Origin of the sequence: Erythrobacter sp., from assembly GCF_035194505.1 — a bacterium.
In the GTDB taxonomy this organism is placed as follows: domain Bacteria; phylum Pseudomonadota; class Alphaproteobacteria; order Sphingomonadales; family Sphingomonadaceae; genus Erythrobacter.
Map to the genome: position 1 here is coordinate 1,346,058 of NZ_CP136573.1, position 26,998 is coordinate 1,373,055.

General features: G+C 67.1%; 29 protein-coding genes. 9 read left to right on the forward strand and 20 right to left on the reverse strand.

Annotated features, from left to right (window positions below):
* Nucleotides 1-1,494, forward strand: a complete 1,494-nt coding sequence (locus RSE14_RS06680) for a TolC family protein (RefSeq protein ID WP_324076501.1) — start codon at nucleotides 1-3, stop codon at nucleotides 1,492-1,494.
* On the opposite strand, the gene RSE14_RS06685 is transcribed toward RSE14_RS06680, so the two are convergent.
* The 11 genes from RSE14_RS06685 to rpsU form a co-directional block, all read right to left on the reverse strand.
* Nucleotides 1,472-2,458, reverse strand: a complete 987-nt coding sequence (locus RSE14_RS06685; protein WP_324076503.1) for a hypothetical protein — start codon at nucleotides 2,456-2,458, stop codon at nucleotides 1,472-1,474. The two genes, RSE14_RS06680 and RSE14_RS06685, sit on opposite strands and share 23 nt — an antisense overlap.
* Nucleotides 2,455-3,051 (reverse strand): hypothetical protein, encoded by a 597-nt coding sequence (locus RSE14_RS06690; protein ID WP_324076504.1) that lies wholly within the window; start codon nucleotides 3,049-3,051, stop codon nucleotides 2,455-2,457. The genes RSE14_RS06685 and RSE14_RS06690 overlap by 4 nt, the downstream gene beginning before the upstream one ends.
* Nucleotides 3,052-3,113: 62 nt before the next feature.
* Nucleotides 3,114-3,569 (reverse strand): tRNA (cytidine(34)-2'-O)-methyltransferase, encoded by a 456-nt coding sequence (locus RSE14_RS06695; RefSeq protein WP_324076505.1) that lies wholly within the window; start codon nucleotides 3,567-3,569, stop codon nucleotides 3,114-3,116.
* Entirely contained in the window at nucleotides 3,566-4,312 is a 747-nt protein-coding gene (locus tag RSE14_RS06700; RefSeq protein ID WP_324076507.1) for an alpha/beta fold hydrolase, read from the reverse strand. Before RSE14_RS06700 ends, RSE14_RS06695 begins: the two co-directional genes overlap by 4 nt.
* A 4-nt stretch (nucleotides 4,313-4,316) precedes the next feature.
* Nucleotides 4,317-5,813 carry an Asp-tRNA(Asn)/Glu-tRNA(Gln) amidotransferase subunit GatB gene (gene gatB / locus RSE14_RS06705; RefSeq protein ID WP_324076509.1) on the reverse strand — a complete coding sequence of 499 codons (1,497 nt, stop codon included), beginning with the start codon at nucleotides 5,811-5,813 and terminating at the stop codon, nucleotides 4,317-4,319.
* Nucleotides 5,810-6,100, reverse strand: coding sequence for a hypothetical protein (locus RSE14_RS06710; protein ID WP_324076511.1), 291 nt, complete (start codon nucleotides 6,098-6,100; stop codon nucleotides 5,810-5,812). The genes gatB and RSE14_RS06710 overlap by 4 nt, the downstream gene beginning before the upstream one ends.
* Before the next feature lie 21 nt (nucleotides 6,101-6,121).
* Nucleotides 6,122-6,289, reverse strand: a complete 168-nt coding sequence (locus tag RSE14_RS06715; RefSeq protein ID WP_324076512.1) for a glutamyl-tRNA amidotransferase — start codon at nucleotides 6,287-6,289, stop codon at nucleotides 6,122-6,124.
* On the reverse strand, nucleotides 6,283-7,764 hold the full coding sequence (gene gatA, locus RSE14_RS06720) for an Asp-tRNA(Asn)/Glu-tRNA(Gln) amidotransferase subunit GatA (protein ID WP_324076514.1): 1,482 nt from the start codon (nucleotides 7,762-7,764) through the stop codon (nucleotides 6,283-6,285). Before gatA ends, RSE14_RS06715 begins: the two co-directional genes overlap by 7 nt.
* A 122-nt stretch (nucleotides 7,765-7,886) precedes the next feature.
* The gene (gene gatC, locus RSE14_RS06725; protein WP_324076516.1) at nucleotides 7,887-8,189 is read right to left on the reverse strand and encodes an Asp-tRNA(Asn)/Glu-tRNA(Gln) amidotransferase subunit GatC; all 303 of its coding nucleotides are present in this window, start codon (nucleotides 8,187-8,189) and stop codon (nucleotides 7,887-7,889) included.
* 15 nt (nucleotides 8,190-8,204) lie between these two features.
* Complete coding sequence (locus RSE14_RS06730) at nucleotides 8,205-8,810, reverse strand: FKBP-type peptidyl-prolyl cis-trans isomerase (protein ID WP_324076518.1); 606 nt, start codon at nucleotides 8,808-8,810, stop codon at nucleotides 8,205-8,207.
* Nucleotides 8,811-8,946: 136 nt separating this feature from the next.
* Nucleotides 8,947-9,153 (reverse strand): 30S ribosomal protein S21, encoded by a 207-nt coding sequence (rpsU, locus tag RSE14_RS06735; protein ID WP_200982562.1) that lies wholly within the window; start codon nucleotides 9,151-9,153, stop codon nucleotides 8,947-8,949.
* A 245-nt stretch (nucleotides 9,154-9,398) separates the two neighbouring features.
* Here rpsU and crcB point away from each other — a divergent pair, with 245 nt between their 5' ends.
* From crcB to RSE14_RS06765, 6 genes are read left to right on the forward strand one after another with little or no spacing between them, the layout of a single operon-like run.
* A complete protein-coding gene (crcB, locus tag RSE14_RS06740) occupies nucleotides 9,399-9,815 on the forward strand; it encodes a fluoride efflux transporter CrcB (protein ID WP_324076522.1) in 417 nt (138 codons plus the stop codon).
* Entirely contained in the window at nucleotides 9,812-11,020 is a 1,209-nt protein-coding gene (locus RSE14_RS06745) for an RluA family pseudouridine synthase (protein ID WP_324076523.1), read from the forward strand. The genes crcB and RSE14_RS06745 overlap by 4 nt, the downstream gene beginning before the upstream one ends.
* Nucleotides 11,020-11,619, forward strand: coding sequence for an FMN-binding negative transcriptional regulator (locus RSE14_RS06750; RefSeq protein WP_324076525.1), 600 nt, complete (start codon nucleotides 11,020-11,022; stop codon nucleotides 11,617-11,619). Before RSE14_RS06745 ends, RSE14_RS06750 begins: the two co-directional genes overlap by 1 nt.
* On the forward strand, nucleotides 11,616-12,275 hold the full coding sequence (locus tag RSE14_RS06755) for an HAD-IA family hydrolase (protein WP_324076526.1): 660 nt from the start codon (nucleotides 11,616-11,618) through the stop codon (nucleotides 12,273-12,275). Before RSE14_RS06750 ends, RSE14_RS06755 begins: the two co-directional genes overlap by 4 nt.
* A complete protein-coding gene (locus RSE14_RS06760) occupies nucleotides 12,272-12,511 on the forward strand; it encodes a hypothetical protein (RefSeq protein ID WP_324076529.1) in 240 nt (79 codons plus the stop codon). Before RSE14_RS06755 ends, RSE14_RS06760 begins: the two co-directional genes overlap by 4 nt.
* Nucleotides 12,508-13,224, forward strand: coding sequence for an ATP12 family chaperone protein (locus RSE14_RS06765; RefSeq protein ID WP_324076531.1), 717 nt, complete (start codon nucleotides 12,508-12,510; stop codon nucleotides 13,222-13,224). Before RSE14_RS06760 ends, RSE14_RS06765 begins: the two co-directional genes overlap by 4 nt.
* Here RSE14_RS06765 and RSE14_RS06770 read toward each other — a convergent pair.
* The 4 genes from RSE14_RS06770 to RSE14_RS06785 are packed head-to-tail and all read right to left on the reverse strand — an operon-like array spanning nucleotide 13,221 to nucleotide 16,773.
* Entirely contained in the window at nucleotides 13,221-13,841 is a 621-nt protein-coding gene (locus tag RSE14_RS06770; protein WP_324076533.1) for an ABC-type transport auxiliary lipoprotein family protein, read from the reverse strand. The genes RSE14_RS06765 and RSE14_RS06770 overlap by 4 nt on opposite strands.
* Nucleotides 13,842-13,852: 11 nt before the next feature.
* Nucleotides 13,853-14,800 carry an MlaD family protein gene (locus RSE14_RS06775; protein WP_324076535.1) on the reverse strand — a complete coding sequence of 316 codons (948 nt, stop codon included), beginning with the start codon at nucleotides 14,798-14,800 and terminating at the stop codon, nucleotides 13,853-13,855.
* Nucleotides 14,801-14,853: 53 nt separating this feature from the next.
* The gene (locus RSE14_RS06780; RefSeq protein WP_324076536.1) at nucleotides 14,854-15,651 is read right to left on the reverse strand and encodes an ABC transporter ATP-binding protein; all 798 of its coding nucleotides are present in this window, start codon (nucleotides 15,649-15,651) and stop codon (nucleotides 14,854-14,856) included.
* 9 nt (nucleotides 15,652-15,660) lie between these two features.
* On the reverse strand, nucleotides 15,661-16,773 hold the full coding sequence (locus tag RSE14_RS06785) for an ABC transporter permease (protein WP_324076537.1): 1,113 nt from the start codon (nucleotides 16,771-16,773) through the stop codon (nucleotides 15,661-15,663).
* Between the two features lie 110 nt (nucleotides 16,774-16,883).
* On the opposite strand from RSE14_RS06785, the gene RSE14_RS06790 reads away from it, so the two are divergent.
* Together RSE14_RS06790 and RSE14_RS06795 are read left to right on the forward strand one after the other, a co-directional pair.
* On the forward strand, nucleotides 16,884-19,616 hold the full coding sequence (locus RSE14_RS06790; RefSeq protein ID WP_324076538.1) for a valine--tRNA ligase: 2,733 nt from the start codon (nucleotides 16,884-16,886) through the stop codon (nucleotides 19,614-19,616).
* 1 nt (nucleotide 19,617) lies between these two features.
* Nucleotides 19,618-20,352, forward strand: coding sequence for a 7-carboxy-7-deazaguanine synthase QueE (locus RSE14_RS06795; protein WP_324076539.1), 735 nt, complete (start codon nucleotides 19,618-19,620; stop codon nucleotides 20,350-20,352).
* Nucleotides 20,353-20,607: 255 nt separating this feature from the next.
* Here RSE14_RS06795 and RSE14_RS06800 read toward each other — a convergent pair whose 3' ends face one another.
* The 5 genes from RSE14_RS06800 to RSE14_RS06820 all read right to left on the reverse strand — a co-directional run bounded on the left by RSE14_RS06800 (nucleotide 20,608) and on the right by RSE14_RS06820 (nucleotide 26,986).
* Nucleotides 20,608-22,335: an ATP-binding protein gene (locus RSE14_RS06800; protein WP_324076541.1), complete on the reverse strand. Its 1,728-nt coding sequence runs from the start codon at nucleotides 22,333-22,335 to the stop codon at nucleotides 20,608-20,610.
* A 127-nt stretch (nucleotides 22,336-22,462) separates the two neighbouring features.
* The gene (locus tag RSE14_RS06805; RefSeq protein WP_324076542.1) at nucleotides 22,463-23,221 is read right to left on the reverse strand and encodes a TIGR02186 family protein; all 759 of its coding nucleotides are present in this window, start codon (nucleotides 23,219-23,221) and stop codon (nucleotides 22,463-22,465) included.
* Complete coding sequence (locus tag RSE14_RS06810; protein ID WP_324076544.1) at nucleotides 23,218-24,135, reverse strand: sulfite exporter TauE/SafE family protein; 918 nt, start codon at nucleotides 24,133-24,135, stop codon at nucleotides 23,218-23,220. The genes RSE14_RS06805 and RSE14_RS06810 overlap by 4 nt, the downstream gene beginning before the upstream one ends.
* A gap of 269 nt (nucleotides 24,136-24,404) precedes the next feature.
* Nucleotides 24,405-25,565, reverse strand: coding sequence for a hypothetical protein (locus RSE14_RS06815; protein WP_324076545.1), 1,161 nt, complete (start codon nucleotides 25,563-25,565; stop codon nucleotides 24,405-24,407).
* Complete coding sequence (locus tag RSE14_RS06820; RefSeq protein WP_324076547.1) at nucleotides 25,562-26,986, reverse strand: glycosyl transferase family protein; 1,425 nt, start codon at nucleotides 26,984-26,986, stop codon at nucleotides 25,562-25,564. Before RSE14_RS06820 ends, RSE14_RS06815 begins: the two co-directional genes overlap by 4 nt.
* Nucleotides 26,987-26,998: the final 12 nt, after the last annotated feature.

Here is a 26,998-nt window from a genome sequence, read left to right on the forward strand (position 1 = left end):
ATGCGCCGCCGCCCTACCTCTACCCGTCGGCGCTGGCTGGCGTGCGGCTTGTCGCTGCTGGCGCTAGCCGCGGCTCCCATGCCGGCGCTGGCGCAGGACATTGCGCCGGTGGGCGATCCGCTGGAGGTGGCGCTGAAAACAGGGCCGCTGCTGCCCGATGAAGTGTTGCGCTCCTCCGCGCTCACCTTCCCCGCGATCCTCGAAGCCTTCGAGCGCGAGGCGGCGGCGCGCTCCGATCAGCTTTCGGCCGATGGCGCCTTCGACCTGATGCTCAAGGGCGAAGCCTATGACCGCGTCACCGGTTTCTATTCCGGCGGCTTTGCCAAGGCCGAGGCGACCCAGCCGCTGCGCCCGATGGGGGCCGAGATCTTCGCCAGCTACAAGATTTCCGACGGCACCTTCCCCACCTACGAGAACGTCTTCAACACCAGCCAGTTCGGCGAAGTGAAGGTCGGCGCGCTGTTCTCGCTGCTGCGCAACCGCGAGATCGACCAGCGCCGCTTCGCGATCGAGGACACCCGCCTCGCCGCCAGCCAGGCGCGGCTCGATGTGATGCTGGTGCAATTGAACGTCCAGCACGAGGCCCTGCGCGCCTATTGGCGCTGGGTCGCGGCGGGCGAGGAAATCCGGGTGTTCGAGGAACTGCTCGAAATCGCCGAAGCGCGGCAGGTGGGTCTCAGGCGCGAAGTCGACGAAGGCGGACGCGCGGCGATTGCGCTCACCGAAAACGAGCAGAACCTGCTGCTGCGGCGCACCCTGCTCGAACAGGCGCGGCGCGATTTCCAGACCGCGTCCAATTCGCTCGGCTTTTACCTGCGCGATTCCGCCGGACAGCTGATCGTGCCGACCCGCGAGCAGTTGCCGGCCGCCGGGCAGGTGCGCGCGATTGTCCCGGCCGAGATGCTGGCGGCGACGCCGATGAGCACGGTGATCCAGTCGCGCCCCGAATTGCAGACCTTCCGCCTTGCGCTCGAACGCGCGACCAATCGCATCGCCCTGCGCCGCAACGACTTGCAGCCCAAGCTTGATGGCTCGATCGAGCTGTCGCGCGATTTCGGTCCGGTGGGCGCGGGCGGACCGGGGTTCGATTCCACCGACACCGTGGTCGGCCTCACCTTCACCGTGCCGCTGCAACGGCGCGAGGCGCGCGGACGCCTGCAACGCGCCGAGGCGGAGCTGCGCGAGACCGAACTGCGCCAGCGCCGTATCGCCGATCAGATCACCACCGATGTCGGCAACATCCTCGCCAATCTCTCGGCGGCGACCAAACTCGCTTCGCTGGCGCAGGCCGAAGTGCGGCAGGCAAACCAGATGGTGCAGGCCGAGCGCACCCGCTTCAAGCTGGGGGCGGGCGATTTCTTCTTCGTCAACCGCCGCGAGGAATCCGCCGCCGACGCCCGGATCAGAGCCATCCGCGCCGAGCTCGCCGGCCGTCTGGCCGAAGCGAGCTACAACGCGGCGACCATGAACCTCACTGCGCTGGGGCTGGAGTAGGCGCAGCCGCAGCCGCAGCGGCGGCTGCCGCTTCGGCTTCGGCCTTAGCCTTGGCTTCGGCAGCAGCAGCGGCGGCAGCTTCCGCCTCGGCCTTGGCCTTCTGCTCGGCCAGTCCCACCAGATCGACCGGAATGTCGCGGTTATAGGCCAGCACCCCCGGCACCGGCGGAAGCCGGCCGACCAGCGCGCGCAGGAAGTTGTTGCGCTTGCCCGAGGCCCGCAGTTCGGCCTTGGCATTGGGGTACTTCGCCAGCGATTCCGGAATGCTCCAGTCGGTCGGCTTGGCGGGACGATCGGGCAGCAGTTCGCGCTCGAAGGTCGATTGCTCCAGCGCCGCACGATCCGCCCAGCCGAGGCTCAGGAAATCGCCCAGCGAGGTGATCTGACCGGCCTTGGCCTCGAACTTCACCGAACCCATGCACATGCACGGCCCCAGTACCGGCGATCCGGGCAGGTAGATGATCGGGCCGTGATAGGTGTATTCGCCCGGCTCCACCTGGATGAGATAGCTGAAGCTCTTGTCCGGTCCGTCGGTCTTGTCGAAGACGAACTGCGGCCCGAAGGACACGATCATGCGCATGTCGATCGGGTCGATCGAGAAGCTCTCCTCGGTCGGCTCGACCGGCTTGTCCCGGGGCGGACGACCGGCCTTGGCGGCGACCTCGTAGCTCTTGAGCTTCTTGGGATAGTCTTCCTTCGCCTCGGCAAATTCCTCGCGCCACTTGGCTTCGTAATTGGCGATTTCCTCCGGCCCGGGGGTCTTGAGGAAGATACCCTGCGCGCGGTTTTGCGGGCTGCGGATGAAGATATAGGCCTTGGCCGGATCGATCTTCTCCTTGCCCGAGAGAACGTTCTTCAGCTCGATTGCCATGTATTCGGCGATATCGGGCTTGATCTTCTCGGCGGCGGCCGGGGTGGCGGCGAGCGCGAGGGCGCCCGCGATCATGGTCATCACACGCTTCATGGCACCAGCACCTCCGTTTGCGGCTTGGGCCCGGAAGCCACCCGCGCCTGCTTCATCAGCGCGGCCTCGCGATCCTTGGCGTTCTCGCGGCTCAGGCCTTCCTCGAAGTGGAACGCCTGCCACAGATCCTTTTCCAGACCGTAGCGATCATAGCCCTTGAAATACATGCAGTTGCGCAGGTTGATCCGCTTGATCCGGCGACGTTCGGCGCTGCCGAAGATGGCGTCGGCCATGAGTCCGCCCAGCGCTCCGCCGATCCCGCCGGCGAGCATGCCGTAATTGGCCATCGCCCCGGCAATCGCCCCGCTATCGGCGCCCATGTAGAAATTGATCCCGCTCGCAAGCGAATCGCATTCGGTGATGTCGGCATAGGCCTGGCTGAAATCGGTGCCATCGCGGTGGAAGTAGAAATACTTGTCAAAGTCCGCCGCCGCCAGCGGATCGGGCTTGAAGGCGAGATCGGGCATGGCCACCGCTTCGACCTCTGCGGCGGTGAAGATTTTCATCGGCGGCTCGGTCTTGATCGCCTGCGCCTGCCCTGCGACCGGCGCGGCCACAAGCAGCGCAAGCGCCATACATTTCAACGATTTCATGGGTGCAACCCCTCCCTGACTTATGTTTCAGCGAGTGGCAGAGAGCGGGGCTTGCCGCAAGCCTAAAGCTTGCCCCTGAGCGCCTGATAGGCCGCCGCCGAGACGGTATTGGCAAGGTTGAGCGAGCGGATGACGTCCGAGCGCATCGGCAGCTTGAACAGGCGGTCTGCGTGGCGTTCGATGATCGGTTTCGGGATGCCCTTGGTCTCCTGCCCGAAGACGAGGAAGGCGTCCTCGGGATAGTCCGGCTCGTAGAAAGACCGCGCGCCGAATTCCTCGAACAGGAACAGCTGATCTTCGCGCGGGGTGCTCGCTGCCAGAAAGGCGTCCCAGCTGGCATATTCGGTGAGGCGCACATGCGGCCAGTAATCGAGGCCGGAGCGCTTCACGCGGCTGTCCGAAATCTCGAAGCCCAGCGGGTGGATCAGGATCAGCTCCATATCCAGCGCCACACAAGTGCGCCCCACCGCGCCGGTGTTGCCGGGGATTTCGGGCTGGATAAGGACGATGGCGGTCATGCCGGGGGCTGCCCTTCAAGATAGGCCCGCAGGGTCGAAAAGTGCGAGAGGCCGGGCTCCATCTGCAAGCCGGTGCAATCAGGCAGCGCCTTCGCCAGCGCATCGGCCATGGCCGGCGGGGTCCAGTCGTCCTCACTCCCCTGCCGGATGCTCACGGGCTGGTGCACCCGGGCCAACCCGGCGCGCCAATCGCAAACATAGGCGCGGATTTCGGCCATGTAGGCGGCGCGGTCTGCGAGAAGGCTGTGGCGCAAGGACTTCGCGAGCGCGGCGATGAATTGCGGATCGGCGGCGAGCGCGCGATCTTCGCCTTTGGCTTTCGCCATCAGCGCGGCGGCCAGCTTCGCGGGCGCAAACCTTGCGACCTGCGCCTGCACGATTGTCAGCGCTGCAAACGGCACTGCCCCGGCCAGGGCCGCGCGGAACACGGGTGCGCCCGCCATGCCCCCCAGATAGTCGCCCAGCTGGAGCGGCGCAGCGGGCGAGACGAGGTCGATCCGCGCCACCCGCTCACCCAGATGCGGTGCGACCTGCAAGGCCGCTGCTGCGCCCAGCGAGAAGCCGACCAGCACGAACGGCCCGTCAGGAAAGCGCGCGGCAATGCGATTGGCCAATTGCGCGAAATCACCCCCGCGCGGGGCGACATGGAAGCGTCTGGCGCGCGCGGCAATGTCCGGCCCGAAGCTCGCCAGCTCCGCGGCCGAACCGGGCAATCCGTGGAAATAGAGCGTGACGGGCGCCAAGCCCCTACCCCAGCTTGCCTTTCAGCAACTGGTTGACCACCGCCGGATTGGCCTTGCCCTGCATCGCCTTCATCGTCTGGCCGACGAAGAAGCCGAACAGCGCTTCCTTGCCGGCGCGATACTGTTCGACCTTGTCGGCATTGGCGGCGATGATCGCGTAGACGGCGGCTTCGATCGCGCCGGTGTCGCTGACCTGCTTCAGCCCCTCGGCGTCCGCAATTTCAGACGGATCGCGGCCAGTCTTGAGGACGATTTCGAAGATTTCCTTGGCCTGACCGCCGCTGATTTCGCCCTTGTCGGCCATCGCGAGGATGCTCGCCTGCGCGGCGGCCGTGGCGTTGGCGGCATCGGCTTCATCGCCCAGCGCCTTCATCACCCCCGGCGCGACCGAGAGCGACCAGTTGGCGACCTGCGTGGCGACGGCGGCTTCGTCCTTGCCGATCACTGCCGCGGTTTCTGCCAGCAGCGTTTCGAACCGCGCAAAGGTCTCGACCTCGGCGGTCAGCTCGCGCGCGTTGTAGGGGGTAAGGCCGAGCACCTCGACATAGCGCTTGCGCTTGGCATCGGGCAGTTCGGGGAGCGAGGCGCGGCATTCGGCGAGGAAGTCCTCTTCCAGCACCAGCGGCAAAAGATCGGGATCGGGGAAGTAGCGATAGTCGTGCGCGTCTTCCTTGCTGCGCATGGTGCGCGTCGTGCCGGTGCCCGGATCGAACAGGCGGGTTTCCTGCACGATCGTCCCGCCCGCTTCGAGCACATCGACCTGGCGCATCGCCTCGTGCTCGATCGCCTGCATGACGAAGCGCACGGAGTTCACGTTCTTGGTTTCGGTGCGGGTGCCGAAGGGCTCGCCCGCCTTGCGCACCGAGACATTGACGTCGGCGCGCATGGAGCCTTCTTCCATGTTGCCATCGCACGAGCCGACATAGCGCAGGATCGCTCGCAGCTTCCTCAGGTAAGCCCCTGCTTCCGCAGGCGAACGCATGTCGGGCTTGGAGACGATCTCCATCAGCGCCACGCCCGAGCGGTTCAAATCGACGTAGGACATGGTCGGGTGCTGGTCGTGCATCAGCTTGCCCGCGTCCTGCTCCACGTGAATGCGCTCGATCCCGATGACCTTGTCTTCGGGAATGCCAGCCTTCTCGTCCGCCTCGATCAGCAGCGAGCCTTCGCCGACAATCGGATGATAAAGCTGGCTGATCTGGTAGCCCTGCGGAAGATCGGCATAGAAGTAGTTCTTGCGGTCAAACCGCGACCACGCGTTGATCTGCGCCTCGATCGCCATGCCGGTGCGCACGGCCTGACGGATGCACTCGGCATTGGGCACGGGCAGCATCCCCGGCATCGCGGCATCGACGAGGGAGACCTGCGAGTTCGGCTCCGCGCCAAACGCGGTCGCCGCGCCGCTGAACAGCTTGGACTGCGAGGTCACCTGTGCGTGGACTTCAAGGCCGATCACGACCTCCCACTCGCCGGTTGCACCCTGAATGCGGTAGTTGCTCATTGCTCTGAAGTCCTGATCAAACAATCTTCTTCGTCCGTGTGCCGGACATAGACAAACCGGGCCCTATCCGGGCGACGCTCTTCATCCGGGACGAAGTTTTCCCAGAGTTCGACCCGATAGCCCGCAATCCTTTGCGTTGTCCGGGTCCGGAAGTACTGCTCTTTCTTCAGCCCCGCCACCATGTCCTCACGCGGAGCGCAGTTGCGACCGCCCTCCTCCCGCGCATTCTCGACTTCAGCCACAGAGGGTGTGACGGGGAAGACACGCGCGAGCATCAGCATCAGCATCAGCGTAGGCACTGGCAAAGCCTATTCATTACTCGTTTCCTCGTCCTCGATCACCTTGCCATCCGGCCCGAAGCGCATTTCGCCGTGATCGACGTTCTTCCTTACCCAATTGGCGACCATGAAGGTCACCGGCACCGCGAGGGCGATGCCGATCCCGGCAAGCCACAGCGGCGCGTCGGCGTTCACCACCAGGCTTCCGGCTTGGCGGTGAAGCCCGCGCGTTGCTGGATCGCGAGACCGGCATTGAGCACGCCCTGCTCGTCGAACGGCTTGCCGACCAGCTGGAGGCCCAGCGGCAACCCGTCGGCGTTGATCGTGGCGGGCACGCTCATCGCCGGGAGGCCCGCGAGCGATGCAGGCACGGCGAAGACGTCGTTCAGATACATCGTCAGCGGGTCTTCGTTCATCGAACCCAGCGGGAACGAGGCCGTCGGTGTGGTCGGCGCGAGGATCACGTCGCACTGTTCAAAGGCGAGCGCGAAGTCGCGGGCCACCAGCGCGCGGACCTTCTGCGCCTGCGTGTAATAGGCGTCGTAGAACCCAGCCGAGAGCACATAGGTGCCGATCAGGATACGGCGCTTGACCTCGTCACCGAAGCCGGCGGCGCGGGTTGCGGCGTACATGTCTTGCAGGCCAACGCCTTCCGGAAGGTCGCGCAGGCCGTAACGCACGCCGTCATAGCGGGCGAGGTTCGACGAAGCTTCGGCAGGCGCGACGATGTAATAGGCGGGCAGCGCATATTTGGTGTGGGGCAGCGAGACGTCGACGATCTCGGCGCCCGCGTCCTTGAGCCATGCCTTGCCCTGCTCCCAGCTGTCGAGGATCGCCTGATCGGTGCCCTCCATGCGGTATTCGCGCGGGATGCCGACCTTTTTGCCGCGCAGATCGGCGTTGAGGGCCGCTTCCCAATCGGGCACGTCCATCTGGAGGCTTGTCGCGTCCTTGGGATCGAAGCCCGCCATCGCGCCCAGCATGATCGCGCAATCTTCCACCGAGCGCGCCATCGGGCCGGCCTGATCGAGGCTCGAGGCAAAGGCGACGATGCCCCAGCGCGAGCAGCGGCCATAGGTCGGCTTGATCCCGCAGATGCCGGTGAAGGCGGCGGGCTGACGGATCGATCCGCCGGTGTCGGTGCCAGTGGCCGCCGGCGCGATGCGCGCAGCTACCGCAGCGGAGGAACCGCCCGAGGAGCCGCCCGGCGACATGGCAGCATTGCTCCCCGCCTTCTTCCACGGCGAGGTGACATTGCCGAAATAGGAGGTCTCGTTGGACGAGCCCATCGCGAACTGGTCGAGATTGAGCTTGCCCAGCATCCCCGCGCCCGCATCCCACAATTTCTGCGAGACCGTGCTTTCGTAGCGCGGCTGGAAGCCTTCGAGGATGTGGCTCGCCGCCGTGGTCTGCACGCCATTGGTGGCGAACAGATCCTTCATGCCGATCGGCACGCCCGCCATGCTGCCGAGCGTTTCGCCAGCGGCGCGCGCGGCGTCCACCTTGTCGGCCGCGGCCAGCGCGTGATCGGGGGTGGTGACGATGAAGGCATTGAGCGCCGCAGCGCCCGCCACGGCCGCGTTGAAGCCTTCCGCCACTTCGCGCGCGGTGAAATCACCATCGCGCACGCCGTCGCGGATTTCTTTGACACCGAGAGAGGTCAGGTCACTCACAAACAACTCCGTTCGTGCTGAGCTTGTCGAAGCACTGTCTTGGCCTTCTTCGACGGAGCACTGAAAGAAAAGCAGCCCTTCGACAAGCTCAGGGCGAACGGGAAAGGGTGCAGGACCTTTCCCTATTCAATGACTTTGGGCACACCAAAGAACCCATGCTCGGCCGCAGGGGCATTGGCGAGCACATCGGCCTGCTTGCCGCCGCCGGTGAGCGGATCGGCATCGACCACGTCATCGCGCAGGCGCAGGGTATTGGGGATCACCGCCGCCATCGGCTCGATCCCTGTAACGTCCACCTCGCCCAGCTGCTCGACCCATTGTAGGATGCCGTTCAGTTCCGGCACCATGCGTTCAAGCTCGGCGTCATCCATGCGGATGCGCGCCAGCGAGGCGATCTTGGCAACGGTTGCCTTGTCGACCGACATTGCTCGGAGCGCCCCTTACTGTGCCGGAGCCGCTTCGGGAGCCGGAGCCGGGCCTGCGCCGGCCTCGGCACCGGGAGCACCCGCGCCGCCCATCTGCGACTGCATTGCCTGCTGCAGGATGCCGAGGTTCCGCTCGAAGGTCTTCTGGCTCATCACGTCGATCACCTCGATCTCGAACTCGAGATCGGCGTTCGGCGGGATCGGCGCGCCCTGCGGCGGCTCGGCGCCATAGGCCTTGTCGGCGGGGATGAAGAGCACGTACTTGCCGCCCTTCTGCATCTGCTGGAGGCCTTCGAAGAAGCCCGGAATGGTCGCGCCTTCCTCGATCGGGAACGGCGTGCCTTCGGGGAAGATGCCCTCGACCGGCAGCGGAATATCGCGCGATTCGTCGAACACCGTGCCATCGGCGGCGAGCTTGCCCTTGTACTTGATGAACAGCACGTCGCCCGTCTGCGGCATCGGACCGGTGCCAGCGGCGAGCGTGTCGACATCGACCCCGCGCGGCACGGCCGCCCAGGCGAGGCCGGCGCCGACGGCGATGGCCAGCACGACGCCCAGCCACAGCTTGGTCAGCGAGCCCTTGGCAACGGGCTGGATCGGAACGCGGGTGATCTCGGTCATGGTAAAGTCCTGCATGGGCGCGGCCTTGCTGCCGCGTAAGACGACAAAAGGGCGCGGGGATGAGCCGCGCCCTGATGGCTTATCGCAAAGGGGGTTTCAAGCGCTTCTGCGAGAGCAGGAGCGCCTGGCAACGGGATTACTTGCTCCCGTCGCGCTCCATCCGCTTGCGCTCGAGCTTGCGGGCGCGGCGCACGGCGGCAGCCTTTTCGCGGGCGCGCTTCTCGGAGGGCTTTTCGTAGTGGCGACGCAGCTTCATCTCGCGATAAACGCCTTCGCGCTGCAGCTTCTTCTTGAGCGCGCGCAGGGCCTGATCGACATTGTTATCGCGAACCATGATTTGCATAAACGACGACTACCTCATGTTCAAACGCCCAGAGCCCCGCTTACGATTCGGCGCGGGGATGCGCGGTGAATTTCCATTGGAACACGGGCGAATCCCACGGGGGAGCCGCCCTCATTACGGCGCCCCGATAGTCCAACAGCGCTGCAAAGGCAACCCACCTGCGCAGCGCCGCCAATCCGCGCCCCATAGGCGCCGCGACTCACCCTGCGCTAGGCAATGCGGCCCACGCTCGCTATGGGCACCCGATGGCCGGTGAACCCTCCCCCCTCTTTGCAAGCCTCAGCGTCGCTGCGGGCGGTGCTATCGGCTCGGTGCTGCGCTATCAGATCGGGCGGCTGGTGACGAACCTCGCCGGGCCGGGCAATGCCTTTCCGTGGGGCACGCTGGCGGTCAACATCGCCGGGAGCCTGGCGATGGGCGCGCTGATCGGCTGGCTGGCGCGCGGCACCCTGTCCGAACAATCGGCCGAGCCCTTGCGGCTGCTCGTCGGGGTCGGCCTGCTCGGCGGCTTCACCACCTTCAGCGCCTTTTCCTCAGAGCTGGTCACCATGCTTCACCGCGGGCAGGCCGGGCTCGCCGCAGGCTATGCCGCCGCCTCGCTGGTCGCGGGCATGGCGGCAATCATCATCGGCCTTGTCGCCGCACAGGGCGCACCCCAATGACCGAGACCCCATCACCGACCGACAACGTCCGCCAGTTCACTGTCAGCGAGGACGACAACGACATCCGGCTCGACCGCTGGTTCAAGCGCAATCTGCCGCAGGTCGGCTTTGCCACGGTCTCGCGCTGGGCGCGCACCGGGCAGATCCGGGTCGACGGCAAGCGGGTGAAGCCGGAAGATCGCCTGTCCGCAGGGCAGGTGCTGCGCGTTCCCCCGGGCGGCGAGGACGCGGCGCGCAAGCCTTCCGCCCCCCGCGTGCGCGCGCTCAGCCCCGAACAGATTGCCGAAGCGCATGACATGGTGATCCGCGAGACGCCCACCGCCATCGTGCTCAACAAGCCGCCGGGCCTTGCCACGCAGGGCGGCAGCAAGACCACCAAGCACGTGGATGGCCTGCTCGACGCCTTCGTGACCGACGAGCGCACCCCGCGCCCGCGCCTCGTCCACCGGCTCGACAAGGACACCAGCGGCGTGCTCCTGATCGCCCGCACGCCGGGCTCGGCAGCCAGCTTCTCCAAGCGTTTCGCCAGCCGCTCGGCGCGCAAGGTCTACTGGGCGCTGGTGGTCGGCAATCCGCAGCTCTCCGAGGGCGTGATCGACGCACCGCTGGCCAAGCAGCCCGGCACCGGCGGCGAGAAGATGCATATCGACGAGGAGAACGGCGCGGCAGCCAAGACGCGCTACCGCGTGGTCGATCGCGCCGGCCAGCGCGCCGCATGGGTCGAACTGGAGCCGCTTACCGGCCGCACCCACCAGTTGCGCGTCCACATGGCGGCAATCGGCCACCCGATCGTGGGCGACGGCAAATATGGCGGGCAGGATGCTTTCCTCACCGGCGCGGTGAGCCGCAAGATGCACCTCCACGCCCGCCGCCTGATCATCACCGAGCCCAAGGCCGGAGAGGGTTCGGGCGGCAAGCTCGATGTCACCGCCGAGCTTCCGCCGCATTTCGCCGCAAGCATGGAAGTGCTGGGCTTCGATCCGGCCATGTCCGACGCTTCGCCCTTGCGCGAAGAGACGCCGGAAAAGACCGCCGAAGAGAAAAAGCAGGCCGCCCGTCGCCACTTCAAGCAGGCGCGCAAGGAAGAGCGTGCCCCCCGCCGCGCGCGGGGGGCCGCCAAGGCGGCTGCGAAGCCGAAATCCAAGCCCAAGCCCAAGGGCAAGGCTCCGGGCAAGCCCGCCAAGCCCAAGGGCAAAGCGCGCTGATGCATCCCAATCCGCTCTACCGCACCGATGATCGCGCCCTGTGTGAAAGCCTGATCGACGAAATCGGCTTCGGCATGGTCTTTGCGCAAACCCCCGAAGGACCGCGGGTCGCGCACACGCCGCTGATTGCGACCAGCGATGGTGCGGTGCAGTTCCACCTCGCGCGCGGCAATGCTGTGGCCCGCCATCTTGAAGGGGGGACCGCGTTGATCGTGGTCAATGGCCCCGACGCCTATGTCTCGCCCCGCTGGTACGGCAATCGCGATACGGTGCCGACCTGGGATTATGTCGCGCTCGAACTGGAAGGCCGGGTGCGGCGCATGGATGACGAGGGGCTCGAAGCCTTCCTCCACGCCGCGATTGCCAAGCATGAAGGCCGGCTGGAAGGCGCGCCGTGGCTGGCTGAAGAATCTTCCGAAAAGATCTGGTCCGGGCTGTTCCGCGGCATTGTCGGCTTCGAGCTTGAGGTGCTGGCGTGGCGCCCGACCCTGAAGCTGTCGCAGAACAAGCCGCCCGAGGACCGCGCGCGCATTGCCGCAGGGCTGGAGACGGCGGGACACGGCGCGCTGGCGCATCTGGTGCGGAGTCTCGCGCCATGAGGCTGGCGGTGTTCGATTGCGACGGGACGCTGGTCGATGGTCAGGCGGATGTGTGCTGGGCGATGGAGCGGGCCTTCGGCCGCGCGGGCTTGCCTGCGCCCGATGTCTCCGCCGTGCGCCGCGCGGTCGGCCTCAGCCTGCCGCAGGCGGTGCGGGCGCTGGCGCCGGAGCTCAGCGAAGACCAGAACAGCGCGGTCACCGAATTCTACCGTTCCAGCTTCCGTGCGCGGCGCGAGGAAGGTCTGCTCGACGAGCCGCTCTATGACGGGATCGCCGAACTGCTGACCGGCCTGCACGATGCGGGCTGGCATCTCGCGGTCGCCACCGGCAAGTCCGACCGCGGGCTCGCCGCCTGCCTCAAGACCCACGGGATCGCCGATCTCTTCGTCTCGCTCCAGACCGCCGATCGCCACCCCTCCAAGCCGCATCCCGCAATGCTGGAGGCCGCGCTGTTCGAAGCCGGTGCGGGCGCGCATCAGGCGGTGATGATCGGGGACACCAGTTTCGACATGCTGATGGCCCGCAACGCAGGGGTGCGCGCGGTGGGCGTCGCCTGGGGCTACCACGCCCCGTCCGAGCTCATCGCCAGCGGCGCGCTCAGCGTGGCCGAGAGCGTCAGCGCCCTTGCCCAAGCCCTTGAGGAGGCCCTCGCATGACCATGTCGAACCGCGAAGCCGAAGAAGCCCGGGCGCGCTCTGGCTTCATCATCATCACCGCCCTTCGCTTTGGCGGGGTGGCCATGGTGATGCTGGGCTTTGCCATCGTGCGCGGGATCATCGACCTGCCCTACGCGGTCGGAGCGGTCATCGCCGTGCTCGGCTTTTTCGAGATTTTCTTCCTGCCCCGCGTGATCGCACGGCGCTGGAACGCAGGCGACCGCAACAAGCCATGATCCGCCGTTTCTACAAGGACGTGACGCTGGGCGAGGTGCCGGGCGCCCAAACGGTTGGCTATCAGGTGCTGCTCGACGGGCGCGGGGTGAAGACCGTGGGCGGCGCGCCCCAGATCGCGCCCGCGCAGGCGCTGGGCGAGGCGCTGGCGGCCGAATGGCGCCAGCAGGGCGAGAAAATCGACCCCGCCAGCCTGCCGCTGCGCGACATGGCCGATTACGCGATCGACATCGTCGCGGGTGATCCGGCGGGCGTCGCGCGCGGGCTCGTCGCCTATGCCGAAACCGACACCCTGTGTTACCGCGCCGATCCCGACGAGCCGCTCCATGCGCGCCAGCAGGAGGTGTGGGAACCGCTGCTCGGCGCGTTCGAGGCCTCCCACGGCATCACGCTGGTGCGGGTGAGCGGCGTGCTCCACCGCCCGCAGCCCGCAGAGGCGCTGGCGGTGCTGGAGACGCGGCTCACGGCGCTCGATCCCTTCGCGCTCGCGGGCGTGGAGGCGATGACCAAGCTTGCCGCCTCGCTCGTCACCGCGCTCGCCGCGCTCGATGCCGCGCAGGAGGAAGAGCCGCTCGCCCTGTGGCAGGCGGTGTGCCTTGAAGAGGAATGGCAGGCCGACCTGTGGGGCCGCGACTGGGAAGCCGAAGAACGCCGCGCCCGGCGCGAGGCCGATTTCCTGCGCGCCTGCGCCTTTGCGCGGTTGGTGAGGGGCTAACCCTCCACCACCCACGCCGATACTTCGGCCGCCACGCTGTTCGCCGCACGGTTGAGCGCTGCGCCCACGGCGCGGGCTTCAGGGGTAACGCCGCTTTCGCGCGCTTCGAAGCGGCGGGTGGTGGCATTGCCCTTGGCATCGACGCGGATCGCATCGAAGCGCACCACGGCCGACTGGCTGCGCACATCATAGCCCATTTCGGTCAGCGTCCCGCGCACCGTGGTGGTGGCGAGCGCAACCGTCTCGTCCCCGTCGAGCACCAGCGCATTATTGCCGCCCCTCGCGCGCAGGGTCTCGCCCAGCAGGTGGCGGAACAGGCGCGCGGGCTTTTCCACCCAGAAGGCTTCCTTCAAATAGGCAAGCTCGGTGTCGGTCACCTGCACCGGCACGCGCAGCACATCGAGCTTGGCCGGGGTATCGAGCGCGAGCACCGCGATCACCGGCCGGTCGGCCGCCGCCATCGCGCCGGTGCCTGCGGGCGCAGGCGAGGCGGGGCTCAGGGTCAGCAGGCTCTCGGGCGGCGGACCGCCGAGGCTGATGCAGCCGCCAAGGCCGAGCGCCAGCGCCAGCAGCGGCGCGGCCCTGCGGATCGCGTGTTTCGGGGCGGTGATGGTCATGGCCCAATCCCTCATGGCTTGTAATCGGGCAGCCCCTTGCCGCCCACCAGCGCGCCTGCGCCTTCGCTTTCCAGCTTCTCGGTAATCGCCCGCAAGGCCCGGCTGGTGGCGCGCAGATCCTGCAAGGTCGCCTCGGCATTGGGCAGCGTGCTTTCGCGCAATTGCTTCGCCGCAGGGCGCGTGTCCTCCAGCGTCGCGGCCAGCGAGGCCGCCGCCGCATTGGCCGAGCGCAGCGTGTTGCGCAGTTCAGCCGCGAGCGGCTTGCCGTCCTGCGTCACCAGATTGTCGGTGCTCGCCGCCAGCTTTTCGACCGCATCCAGCGTCTGGTTGAATTCGGTCAGCGTCGTCTCGAACTGCTCGAGATTGGCGACCAGCGCGGGGGTCGCGTCCGCCAGCCCGCCCGACAGGCGGTTGGTGTTCTTGAGGATGCCGGAGATTTCCTGCTGGTTTTCCGGCCCGAGGATGGTGTTGAGCTGCTCTGTCAGGGTCGCCAGCCGTTCGAGCAGCACCGGCGCGTTGGCGACGATCTCGCCAAAGCCGCCGCGCCCCGGGGGGATCACCGGGCGGCCTTCAGGGCAGGCGGTGGTCTCGCAGGTGATCAGCGGCGCGCCTTTGCGGGCGCCGTTCAGAAGGATCGTGGATACCCCGGTAAAGCTCGCCTCGATCGTTGCCTCGGTGCCGACCAGGATCGGCACGTCCTCCTTCACCTTGATCCGCACGCGCACGAATTCGGGGTTGCCCTTGGCCAGCGCGATCTCGCTCACCTGCCCCACCGGCACGCCCGCAAAGCTGACCTGGCTGCCATTGGCGAGGCCCGAGACCGACTGCGCGTAGAAGATGTCGTATTCGCGCTGGTCGCCCTGCCCCAGCCGCGCGATCCACACGATGAACGCCGCCAGCCCCGCCAGCAACACCAGCGTGACCGCACCGACCCAGAGATGGTTCGCTCTTGTTTCCATGTGGGTTCCCTATGAAGCCCGGCAGGCGGTTGTGTCCAACATTCTCTGGCGCATCATGAACCCCGCATGTGTGAAGCGTGCGCCGCACGGCCGCGCGGGCCGTTGAAATATTCCTCGATCCACGGGTGGCCGGTGGCGATCAGTTCGGGGATCGTGCCGACCGCGATGATCTTCTTCTCGGCGATCACCGCCACGCGGTCGCAGATTTCGTAGAGCGTATCGAGATCGTGGGTGATCAGGAACACGGTGAGGCCCAGCGTTTCCTTGAGGTCGCGGGTCAGCCGGTCGAACTTGGCCGCGCCGATCGGGTCGAGGCCCGCGGTCGGCTCGTCGAGGAACAGCAGTTCGGGATCGAGCGCGAGAGCGCGGGCGAGGCCGGCGCGCTTCTTCATGCCGCCCGAAAGCTCGGACGGATATTTCCCCACCGCATCTTCCGGCAGGCCGGTGAGGATCACCTTGTAGCGCGCAATCTCGCGCCGCAGCTTGGGATCAAGATGGGGGTAGAACTGCTTGATCGCCACCTCGACATTCTCGCCCACCGTCAGGGTCGAGAACAGCGCCCCGCCCTGAAACAGCACGCCCCAGCGGCTGCGCACGCCGAAATCGCTGTCGGGATCGATGTCGGTGATGGTGTGGCCGAGCACTTCGATGCGTCCTTCGGCCGGGCGCTGCAAGCCGATGATCGAGCGCATCAGCACCGATTTGCCGCTGCCCGATCCGCCCACCACGCCAAGGATCTCGCCCCGCCGCACAGTGAGATCGAGCCCCTCGTGCACCGAGAAATTGCCGAAGCGGTTGGCCAGCCCCTCGACCACGATCGGCGGCGTGTTGTCGTCAGGGTGATCGGTCATGCGCATGGCCTACCCCCACCCGATTTCGGTGAAGAACACCGCGAAGAACGCATCGAGCACGATCACGGCAAAGATCGCCGAGACCACCGCCATGGTGGTGCGGCGGCCGACCTCTTCCGAATTGCCGCGCACCTGAAGCCCGTTGTAGCAGCCCGCCAGCGCCACGATCAGCCCGAACACCGGCGCCTTGATCAGGCCCACCCACAGGTCATGCTCGGGCACCACCTCCTGAATGCGGGCAAGGAAGGTCCAGAACGGGATGCCGAGCGCCACATCGCCCACCACCGCGCCGCCGACAATCGCCACCAGCGAGGCGTAGAAGCCCAGCAGCACCATCATGAAGGTCGCTGCCAGAATGCGGGGGATCACCAGCACCTCGACCGGCGAGATGCCGATGGTGCGCATCGCGTCGATCTCCTCGGTCAGCTTCATCGTGCCGAGCTGTGCCGCGAAGGCACTGCCCGAACGCCCGGCGACCATGATCGCGGTCATCAGCACGCCCAGCTCGCGCAAGGTGATGCGCCCGACGAGGTTGACCGTCAGCGCCTCGGCGCCGAATTGCTCCAGCTGCACCGAGCCCTGCTGGGCGATGACGATGCCGATGAGGAAGCTCATCAGGCCTATGATCGGCAGGGCGGTGACACCCACCAGCTCCATCTGGTGCACCAGCGCCTTCATCGGAAAGCGCGAGGGGTGGCGCACAAGGCTCGCCACGCCGAGCAGAATCTGCCCGAAAAAGCCGACCACGCCATAGATGCCGCTGCGCCCGGCATAGATCTGCTTGCCGAGCGCGATCGGCACCCGCTCCCACACCGGCGCAATGGGCGCGTGGATCTCGTCGCTTGGCGAAATGCCGCGCACCGCATCGAGCAGGCGCACCGCTTCGGGGCTGGCGCCGGTGATCTCGCAGCCCTGCGCATGGGCAAGGCGGCACACCACCCACGCGCCGACCGTGTCGATTTCATGGACCGCCGCAAGGTCGATGGCGGAGACGGGCCCGGTAAGGGCGTGCAGAGAACGCTCGAACGGGCCGATCGCCGCCAGCGTCAGCGGCCCGGACAGCACCAGCCGGGCCGTGCCCGTACCGTCATCTTCGAGGCTGTATTGCGCAGGTTCCTGCATCGCGGGCCAGCTATGCGGGCATTTTCGTCCCCTCGCAAGGCTCTCAGGGGCATTGACGCACTGGTTCCACATTGCACCGCAGCATGGGCTCTGGCATGGCGCCCCCCATCATGAGCACCACTTTGCCCACCACTTTCGACCCCGCCGATATCGAAGCGCGCTGGTATGCCCACTGGGAAGCGAACGGATCTTTCCGTCCCGCGCGCCCTGACGCGGAGACCTTCACCATCGTCAACCCGCCGCCGAACGTGACGGGGAGCCTGCATATCGGCCACGCGCTCGACAACACGCTGCAGGACGTGGTGGTCCGCTATGAGCGGCTGCGCGGCAAGGATGCCTTGTGGGTGGTCGGCACGGATCACGCCGGGATCGCGACGCAGATGGTGGTCGAACGCCAGATGGAAGCGAAGCAGGACAAGCGCACCAATTACAGCCGCGAGGATTTCGTGGCGAAGGTGTGGGAGTGGAAGGCCGAAAGCGGCGGCACCATCACCAATCAGCTGCGCCGCCTCGGCTGCTCGATGGACTGGAGCCGCGAGCAGTTCACCATGGACCCGCATTTCACCCGCGCGGTGATCAAGACCTTCGTCGATCTCTACAACGACGGCCTCATCTACCGCGACAAGCGGCTGGTGAACTGGGACCCCAAGCTCAAGACCGCGATTTCCGATCTTGAGGTGGAAACCCAGACCATTGCGGGCAGCTTCTGGCACCTCAAATATCCGCTGGCGGACGGGGTCACCCTGCCCGACGGGCGCGATTATCTGGAGGTCGCCACCACCCGCCCCGAAACCATGCTGGCCGACATGGCCGTGGCGGTGAACCCGGCGGACGAGCGCTATGCCAGCGTTGTCGGCAAGCATGTGATCCTGCCGATCACCGGTCGCCGCATTCCGGTGATCGCGGATGAACACGCCGATCCCGAGCTGGGTTCGGGCTGCGTGAAGATCACCCCGGGGCATGACTTCAACGACTTCGAAGTCGGCAAGCGTGCGGGCTTTGCGGCGGCTGACATGCTCAACATGCTCGATGCCGAAGCAAACGTCTGCCAGACGGCTGACGGCCTGGTGCCCGCCGAATTCCTGGGCCTGCACCGCTTCAAGCGTGACGGTGTGGACGGCGCGCGCGAGCTGGTTGTCGCGCGGATGAAGGAACTCGGCCTCCTCATCCCGCACATCACCAAGAACAAGGACGGCGAGGAGGTGGCGCACGACGCCGAACCGCGCCAGATCGCCACCCCCTTTGGCGACCGCGGCGGCGTGGTGATCGAGCCGTGGCTGACCGACCAGTGGTATGTGAACGCGGCGGAACTCGCCAAGAAGCCGATCGAAGCCGTGCGCAGCGGCGACATCGGCATCGTCCCCAAGACGTGGGAAAAGACCTTCTTCAACTGGATGGAGAACATCCAGCCGTGGTGCGTCAGCCGCCAGCTGTGGTGGGGCCACCGGATCCCGGCTTGGTTTGCTGACGATGGCCGCTGCTTCGTCGCCGAAACCGCCGAGGCTGCGCAGGCCCTCGCCGGTGACGGTGTGGCGCTGCGGCAGGACGAGGACGTGCTCGACACGTGGTTCTCATCCGCCCTGTGGCCCTTCGCCACGCTGGGCTGGCCGGAAGGCGATGCGCCGCTCCTCCAGAAGCACTTCCCCAACTCGCTCCTCATCTCCGGCTTCGACATCCTGTTCTTCTGGGATGCGCGGATGATGATGATGGGCTTCTACAACATGGGCCAGAAGCCCTGGGACACGCTCTATCTCCACGGCCTCGTGCGCGCGGCGGACGGGGCGAAGATGTCGAAGTCCAAGGGCAATGTGGTCGATCCGCTCGGCCTGATCGACCAGTATGGCGCGGACGCTTTGCGCTTCTTCATGGCGGCGATGGAAAGCCAGGGCCGCGACATCAAGATGGATGAAAAGCGGGTCGAGGGTTATCGCAACTTCGCCACCAAGCTGTGGAACGCGGCGCGCTTCTGCCAGTCGAACGGCATCGGGGCTTCGGACACCATCAAGGCTCCGACCGCGCGCCTTGCCGCCAACCAGTGGATCATCGGCGAAGTTGCAGCCTGCGTCACCGAGATCGAGCGTGCGATGGACGATCTGCGCTTCGATGCGGCGGCCAATGCGATCTACCAGTTCACCTGGAGCAAGTTCTGCGACTGGTATCTGGAGCTGATCAAGCCGGTCTTCGCGGGCGATCCCGACAGCCCGCCCGCAGTGGAAACCCGCGCGGTCGCCGGCTGGGCGCTCGACCAGATCCTCGTCATGCTCCACCCCTTCATGCCCTTCATCACCGAAGAGCTGTGGCACAAGCTGGGCGCGCGCGAGTGCGAGCTGATCGTGGCGCAGTGGCCCGCGCCGGAAGCGGAAGTCAGTAGGCAAGCGACCGACGCGATCGACTGGGTGATCGACCTCACCACCAACACCCGCTCGGCCAAGAACGAGCTCGGCATTGCGCCCGGCGCGAAGCTGGCGGCCTATCTTGCCGCGCCTTCGGACGTTGCGGCGCGCACCATCGAACGCTCCGGCGCCGCGATCGAGCGGCTTGCGCGGCTGGTTCCGGTGACCATCGGTGAGGCACCCGCAGGCCCCGCGATGCAGGTGACTGCGGGCGAGGACGTGTTTGTCATCCCCCTCGAAGGCATCGTCGATATCGCGGCAGAAAAGGCGCGTCTGGAGAAGGCGCTGGCGGCTTCGGAAAAGGAAGCCAAATCGCTCGGCGGCCGCCTGTCGAACCCCGCCTTCGCCGAAAAGGCCAAGCCCGAAGCCGTCGAAAAGGCCCGCGCCGATCTTGCGCACCATTCCGGCGAAGTCGAGCGGCTGACGGCGGCGCTCAAGCGGCTGGGGTAAGGTGGACCTCACTCTCGCCACCGACGACACCGGCGGGCCGGAGATCTTCGCGTCGCTGCAAGGCGAAGGGCCGAGCGCCGGAATGCCGGTTGCCTTCGTGCGCCTGTCGCGCTGCAACCTTGCCTGCACGTGGTGCGACACGGCCTACACCTGGCGGTTCGAGGGCGACAACAGGCCCCACCGCGACAGGATCGCGTTCGAGCGCAAGGCCAATCAGGTGGTGCTCTCGCCTGCCGAGACGGCTGAGCGGATTGCGGCGCTGGGCCAGAAACGGCTTGTCATCACCGGAGGCGAGCCGCTGTTGCAGGCCCCGGCGCTGGCCGAAATGCTCGCGCACCTGCCCGATATTGCCGTGGAGATCGAGACCAACGGCACTATCGCTCCCCTCGCGCGGCTCGATATCCGCGTGGACCAGTACAATGTCAGCCCCAAGCTCGCCCATAGCGGCAACCCGGCCGACCTCGCCCTGATCCCCGAACGGCTCGACGCCTGGGCGACTGACCCCCGCGCCTTCCTCAAGTTCGTGGTGGCCTCGCCTGCGGACGTGGACGAGGTGCTGGCGCTCCAGCAGCGCTATCGCTTCCGCCCTAGCCAAGTGCTCCTGATGCCTGAGGGCACCGACAACGCGACGCTGCGCAGCCGACAGGCGTGGCTATCGGAGCTGTGCCTGAAGCACGGCTTCCGGATGTCGGACCGGATGCATATTCACTTGTATGGTGATACCCGAGGCACTTAGCTGGTTTGCGTCCTCGCCTCCGCGAGGACGTCCTCGGCGCGATTTCGCGCTGCGCGCGAGCGCCTGCGGGCGGCCGTTCGGCCTTGCGGCCCGTCCGTTGGCGGGCCGAACCCGTCATTAACCGGTGGTTTGGCGATAGCATCGGTCGCGCAGCGACCGCGAGCGCACGCGCGCGAGCCGCAGGTGCCCCGTAGCGGAGCGAAGGGAACAGCACCGAGGACGGGCCCGCGGAGGCGGGTCCGCAAACAAAGGTCACTACCCCTGGCTTCTCCAGCGCATCACCACGCGCTCGACCAGTTCTTCCTCGCCGCCGTCCTTGCTCCACAGATCGACGAAGCTCGGGTCTTCCGAGGCCGGGCGGCGATGTTCTTCCAGCGTGTCGATCGCGACGCGGATCGGGATCGCGACGCCTTCGCCGCAGATGATGCATTCGCGGTTGCGCAGGGCGGGAATCGAATCGAGAAAGCCGCGCGCGCCTTCGGGCATGGCGGCCTTCACGAAGGCCTGGTCGCGCTCGTTATTGAGACGCATCGAGATGATCGTGCCGCACTGCGACAGCACGCCTTCGGCAAGGTCGGAGGGGCGCTGGGTGATGAGGCCCAGCGAGATGCCGTATTTGCGGCCTTCCTTGGCGATGCGCGAGAGGATCTTGGCGACCGAGGAACCATCGGCGTTCTTCTCGTTCGGCACATAGCGGTGCGCTTCCTCGCACACGAACAGGATCGGACGCGGCTTCTCGTCACGGCCCCAGATCGCGAAGTCGAACACCAGACGGCTGAGCACCGCGACCACTGTCGAGGTGATGTCGGACGGCACGCCCGAGACGTCGATGATCGAGATCGGCTTGCCGCGGCCGGGCATGCGGAAGATCTTGCTGATGAAGTCGACCATGGTGTCGCCCACCAGCATGCCTGAAAACATGAACTGGTAGCGTGGATCGGCCTTCAGCTCGTCGAGCTTGCCCTTGATCCGCATATAGGGCGCGGACGAGGTCGCCTTGTCGAGGCGGCCCATCTCGTCCTGCAGGATGTTGCTGAGATCGGACAGCAGATAGGGGATCGGCGAATCCACCGTGATCTTGCCCATGGTCTGCGCCAGCCGGTTCTTGGTGCGCGCGGCGAGCAGGCACTTGGCGAGAATATCGGCATCGACCTGGCGTTCATTGCCGCTGCTGGAGAGCAGCACCTCGCAGTGCTCCTCGTAGTTCATCAGCCAGTAGGGCATCTGCAGGTTCGACACGTCGAGGATCTGCCCGGTCTGGCGGAAGGCGGCGGAATATTCGCCGTGCGGGTCGATCATCACCACGTGGCCCTTGGGCGCGGCCTCGCAGATGCGGTGCAGGATCAGCGCGGCGGTGGTCGACTTGCCGGTGCCGGTCGAACCGAGCAGAGCGAAGTGCTTGCCCAGCATCGCGTCGATATAGAGACCGGCGCGGATATCCTTGGTGGGGAAGACCTTGCCGATGGTGATGCTGGCGCGCCCGTCGCTGGCGTAGATCTGTTCGAGATCGCGGGTGGTGGCCGGAAAGACCATCGCGCCGGGCACCGGATAGCGGGTGACGCCGCGCTTGAAGCCGTTGATGCGCCCGGTCAGCTTTTCCTCGCCACCTTCGCCCAGGAAGTCGATATTGGCGATGATGCCGCCTTCGGTGCGGCGGTCCTTGCGCTGGTCGCGCACGCTGGCAAGCAGCCAGGCTTCGCCGACGCGGATCTTGATCTGGCTGCCGACCTGCCCCGCCATCCCGACCGAGGGATCGGGGTCCTTCATGCAATCATTGACGCGCTGGAGATCGAAGGCGATCTGCGCGCCCGAGCCGGAGACTTCGAGCACCACGCCCACCGGCGTGCGCGAATTGTCGGGCGTAGGCGCCGGACGGCCCCGTGCCGCAGGCGCGGGCGCGGGCGCAGCGGCGGTCGCATCGTCCTCGACTGCGGGGGTCGGGCCGGTAAAGCGTTCGAAATCCTGCCTGCCGTGATCGGTCATCCGCGCCTTTCCCTGCGCCACCCTGAGAGAATTGGAGCAGGGATAGGGGAGGCGGAGTTAAGATCGGGTCAACACTGGCTGCACCCGGCATTCAGCCTTGACGGCCTGCAAATGGCCCGCAAGCGCCCTAGCCGCGGGCGAACAGCCGTCCGGCGAGCCAGCCCATAACCAGCGACAGCGCAATCGCGCCAAGGCCGTAGAACAGCGACCAGCGCTGTGCGGCGGAGACGACCGTGCCTTCCAGCCCGACCTTCTCCACCTCGATCCGCGCCGTCGCGCTCGCCAGCACCCGCCCGCGCGCGATGGCGAAGGTTTCGGCGGTGTAGCGCCCGGTGGTGACGTTCGACGGCAGGCCGATGCGCGCCTGATAGAGCACGCCCTCGCTGATCCGCACGCCTTCGGGGTTCTGCTGGTAGAGGCCCTGTTTGCGGCGCAGCTCCACCAGCCCCTTGGCAAAGCGGGTCTGCGCCTCGGGGTCGATCTGGCCGGTGGGCGAAAGCTGGATGAAATCGGTCCCGAGCTCGTAGATCGCCGCTGTGCGTTCATCGACGATCTTTTCAACCGGACGCGAGGAGGCGACCGCGAAGAAGGAGGGTGCGGAGCGGAAATCATTGGCGCCCGCATTCATCCAGATGCCCGCCAGCCGCTCCTTTTCGCGGATGCGCACGGCTTCGGCCGGGCCCTTGAGCACCACCACAATATCATATTTCTCGCGCACCCCCGGCGGGGCGATCACCGCGCCGTAAAGCAGCAGGTTCGCGCCGGTGAAGCCCTGCCGCACCTCGATGCGCGACTGGCTGACTTCGGGCACGAGGATCGGCTCGGCCTGCCCGGTCAGCAGCGGCGCGGCGCAGGCCAGCGCAAGGGCAGCCGCCACCCGTCTCACAGCGGCGACACCGTGTAGATCTCGTCGGGCTGCACGCCGAGGCCGTAGAGCATCCGGAGCGCGATCAGGATCACGAGCGCGGCGAGCGCCAGCCGCAGATATTCGGGCCGCGCCTTCAAGGCGATCTGGGTGCCGAACTGCGCCCCGATCACCGAACCCAGCAGCAGCAGCGCCGCCAGCACGATGTCGACCGCCTTGGTGGTCAGGGCATGGGTCATGGTGGTGACCATGGTGACGAACAGGATCTGGTAGAGCGAGGTGCCGACCACGACATTGCCGCTCATCCCGAGAATATAGAGCATCGCGGGCACCAGCAGGAAGCCGCCGCCGATCCCCATCAGCATGGTGAGGATGCCGACCGCCATGCCGAGCAGCATCGGCCCCAGCGGCGAGATGTAGAGCCCCGAGGCGTAGAACCGCCAGCGATAGGGCAGGCTTGCCACCACCGGATGGTGACGGCGCTTCCTGACCGGCGCTCCGGCCCTGCCAAGCAGCCCGGGGCGCAGCGCGCTCACCGCCTCGCGCATCATCAGCGTGCCGATGGTGCCGAGCATCAGAACGTAGAGGATGTTGATCACGACATCGATCTGGCCGAGCGCCTGAAGCAGGCGGAACAGGACCGCGCCGATCATCGAGCCGACCACCCCGCCGCCGACCATCACAGTGCCCATGCGGTAGTCCACCCCGCCGCGCCGCGAATGGGCGAGCACGCCCGAAACGCTCGCGCCGGTGACCTGCGTGGCAGCCGATGCGGCCGCGACCGTGGGCGGGATGCCGTAGAAGATCAAAAGCGGCGTCGTCAGAAACCCGCCGCCGACGCCGAAGAGCCCGGAAAGAATACCTGTCAGCCCGCCCAGCAGCACGATGTAGAGGCCGTTGACCGAAAGATTCGCGATGGGCAGGTAAACGTCCATGGCGGCCAAGCTAGCCGAGGCAGCGCAGGGTTGAAAGCCGCGCAGGCCGCGTATCCTCGGTGTTGTTTGTTTTAGAGCCACCTTTGGTGGCGCAGACGCTCCTTCCCTCTGGCCGCCCCGCCTCGTGTTTTTGTCTGGTGGCCACCTTTGCTGGCGCAGACCCCCCGCCCCGCCTCCCCACCCGGCCACCATAGCCTGATGGTATCATTGGTGGCCGGGTGGGGAGGCGGGGCGGGAGGTCTGCATCGCGCGCTAGCGCGATACGAAAGCTAAAAACGCGTCGAGAGTGTCACTGCGGCGCCTGATCCCGGGCCGGCGTCGCCACCCACGCGCTCGCGCCAGTCGACCGAGACCCGCGCGGGCACCTCGCCCAGCGTCACGTCGAAGCGCATCGTCGGGCCGACATCGACCCGCTGCGCGTCTTCCTGCGCCCCGCCCCATGCGCCCGCGCCGAGGCTGACGCGCAAGCGGTCGTCGGTGAGGCGCGCGACCTGTTCGACTTCGCGGGTGAGGCTCGCCTGCCCGTCGGCGAACAGGGTGTCGTCGGCCCCGCCCACCCAGCCGCCTTGCGCATAGGCCTCAAGCCTTGTGCCGAGCGGCAGGTCGATCGGCGCGATCTCGGTGACGGCGAAGGCGGAAGGGCGGGTCTGGCGGCCGAAGAAGCTGTCGGTCACCCGCATCTCGCCCAGCACCCGCACCGGCACGCGCGGCAAGGGGCGCAGCGATGCGCCCAGCGCCAGTTCGTTCTCCCCGCGCCGCACCATCGCGCGATAGGCTCGGACATAGAGGCGCGGATCGCGTGCGCTGCCCGGCCTCAGGCGATATTGCAGCAGCGCGCCGACCTGGCTCGCCCCGTAGATCGGCACCCGCCCCTGCGAGATCGGCGCGGCGTCCGAACCTTGCCGCCAGAAGCCCCAGGCATCCACCGACCAGCGCCCGACCCGCTGCGGCTGGACCGGCTGCGCGAGGAACGGCACCGCGCCATCCTCGTCTGTCCCCATGCCATCGAGCGTGCCGGGTAGCGCGCTCGCCAGAGCCCCCATGCGCGTGGTCGGCGCGGCAAAGCGGGTGGTGAGCGCGGTGCGCCACAGCAAGTGGTGCGCAGCGGCATAGCGCGGGTCCATTCCGCCCGAAAACCCGCTGCCGAGCAAGGCCAGAGCGCCGTCGCTGCGCGCGCCTTCGACCTCGCCCGCAGGCTTGAAAAAGGCCTCGGCGTCGCGCAGCGCAGCGGTCGTCTGTGCCAGCGGTGCAGGCGGCGCGTCAGCCTCGGCAATCAGCGGGGCGAGCGCGGCAGGGATCAGGCTAGCGGGCGCGGGAAAGGGGCTCTCCCACACAGCCGCCCGCCCGCCGACCCACGCGACCAGCACCAGCCCGATCATGGCCAGCGGCGCGCCGCTTGCGCGCGGGGCAGAAGGCGCCGAGCCCTTCATCGCGGCGCCAGCCTGTGCGCCAGCCCGAGGCTCAGCGGGTGCACGTCATGCTCGGTCTTGTCCCACGCCGCCGCCGCGCCCCGCAGGGTGCGGGCATAGGCAAAGACCGCGCGCCGTCCGGCGATGATCGCGATGACATTGGCGAGCGGCAGGCGCAGCAGCGCGGCGACCCCTTCGGCCACGCCATATTCCTGTGCGGCAAAGACAAAGCGCATCGCCGCGCGCCACGCGAAGGCGGCAAGATTGGCGAGCAGCAGCGCCTTCAGCAGCGGGGTCAGCGGCACCGGCTCGCCCACGCCCGCCAGCCACGCCCCGCCCGACAGCGCGGTCAGCAACACCAGCGCATAGCCGATCAGCAGCACCAGCGCCGCCAGCGGCCCGCGCCGGTCGCGCGCGCGCATCCAGCCGTCGAGCAGCCCGCCGCTCCAGCCCACCCGGTCCCAGCCCTGCAAGGCGATCCCCAGCACCCAGCGGCTCATCTGGCGCACCACATGTTCGAAGCGGTTGGGGAAGAAGGCGCGGGTGGCGATCAGCCGGTCGTCCTCGCCGCGCACCCGCACGAAGCGGCAGGTGCCACCCTGCGATGCGATGCCGAGGCCGAGCTCGTAATCCTCGGTGAGGGAATCGCTGGCAAAGGGCAGGCCATCGGCCCTGCGCGCCGCCAACCGATCGAGCGCAGCGCGCCCCGCCGCGCAGCCCACGCCTGCGCCCGGCAGTCCTGCCCCGAGCCAGTCGCGCACCACCAGCGCCTTGCCATGCGCCTCGGCAAATTCCTCGCAGTAATGATTGCCGAGCTGGTTGGCGAACCAGCCGCCATGGTGCTGCACCAGCGGCTCGACCGGCAGCTGGACGAAATCCGCGCCGAAAGCGACCGCCTCGTCGAGCAGGCCGAGCGCGGCCGGATCGACCATGTCCTCGGCATCGTGGAACACCACCATGATGTAGCGGCGGCCCGAGCGCGCCTCGTCGGTGGCGAGCGCCGTGTAAAGGCGGTTGAGGCAGTCGGCCTTGGTGCTCGGTCCGTCGCGATCATGGATCACCAGCCTCAGGCGCGGATCGCCCTTGGCCGCAGCACTCGCCGCCGCCAGCGTTGCCGGATCATTGCGATAGCAGCCCACATAAAGCCGCAGCAGCGGATGCGGCCAACTGGCGAGAATATGACTGACAGTCTCGCCGATCACCGCCGCCTCGTGCCACGCCGGGATCAGCACCGCGGCGGGGCCATGCAGCGGACGGTTGACGAGGGCTGCGCGCTTGCGCCGGATCGCAGTCGCCTTGCCGGTGAGCCGCAGCCACAGCCACACGGCATCCACCGCCAGATCATCCGCCGCACCGATGAGGAAGAAGATGCCCGCAAACAGCAGCAATTCGTGCTGGATCAGCGCGAGCCATTGCCACAGGCCAAGATCAGCAATGGACAAGGCGCCCCCCTC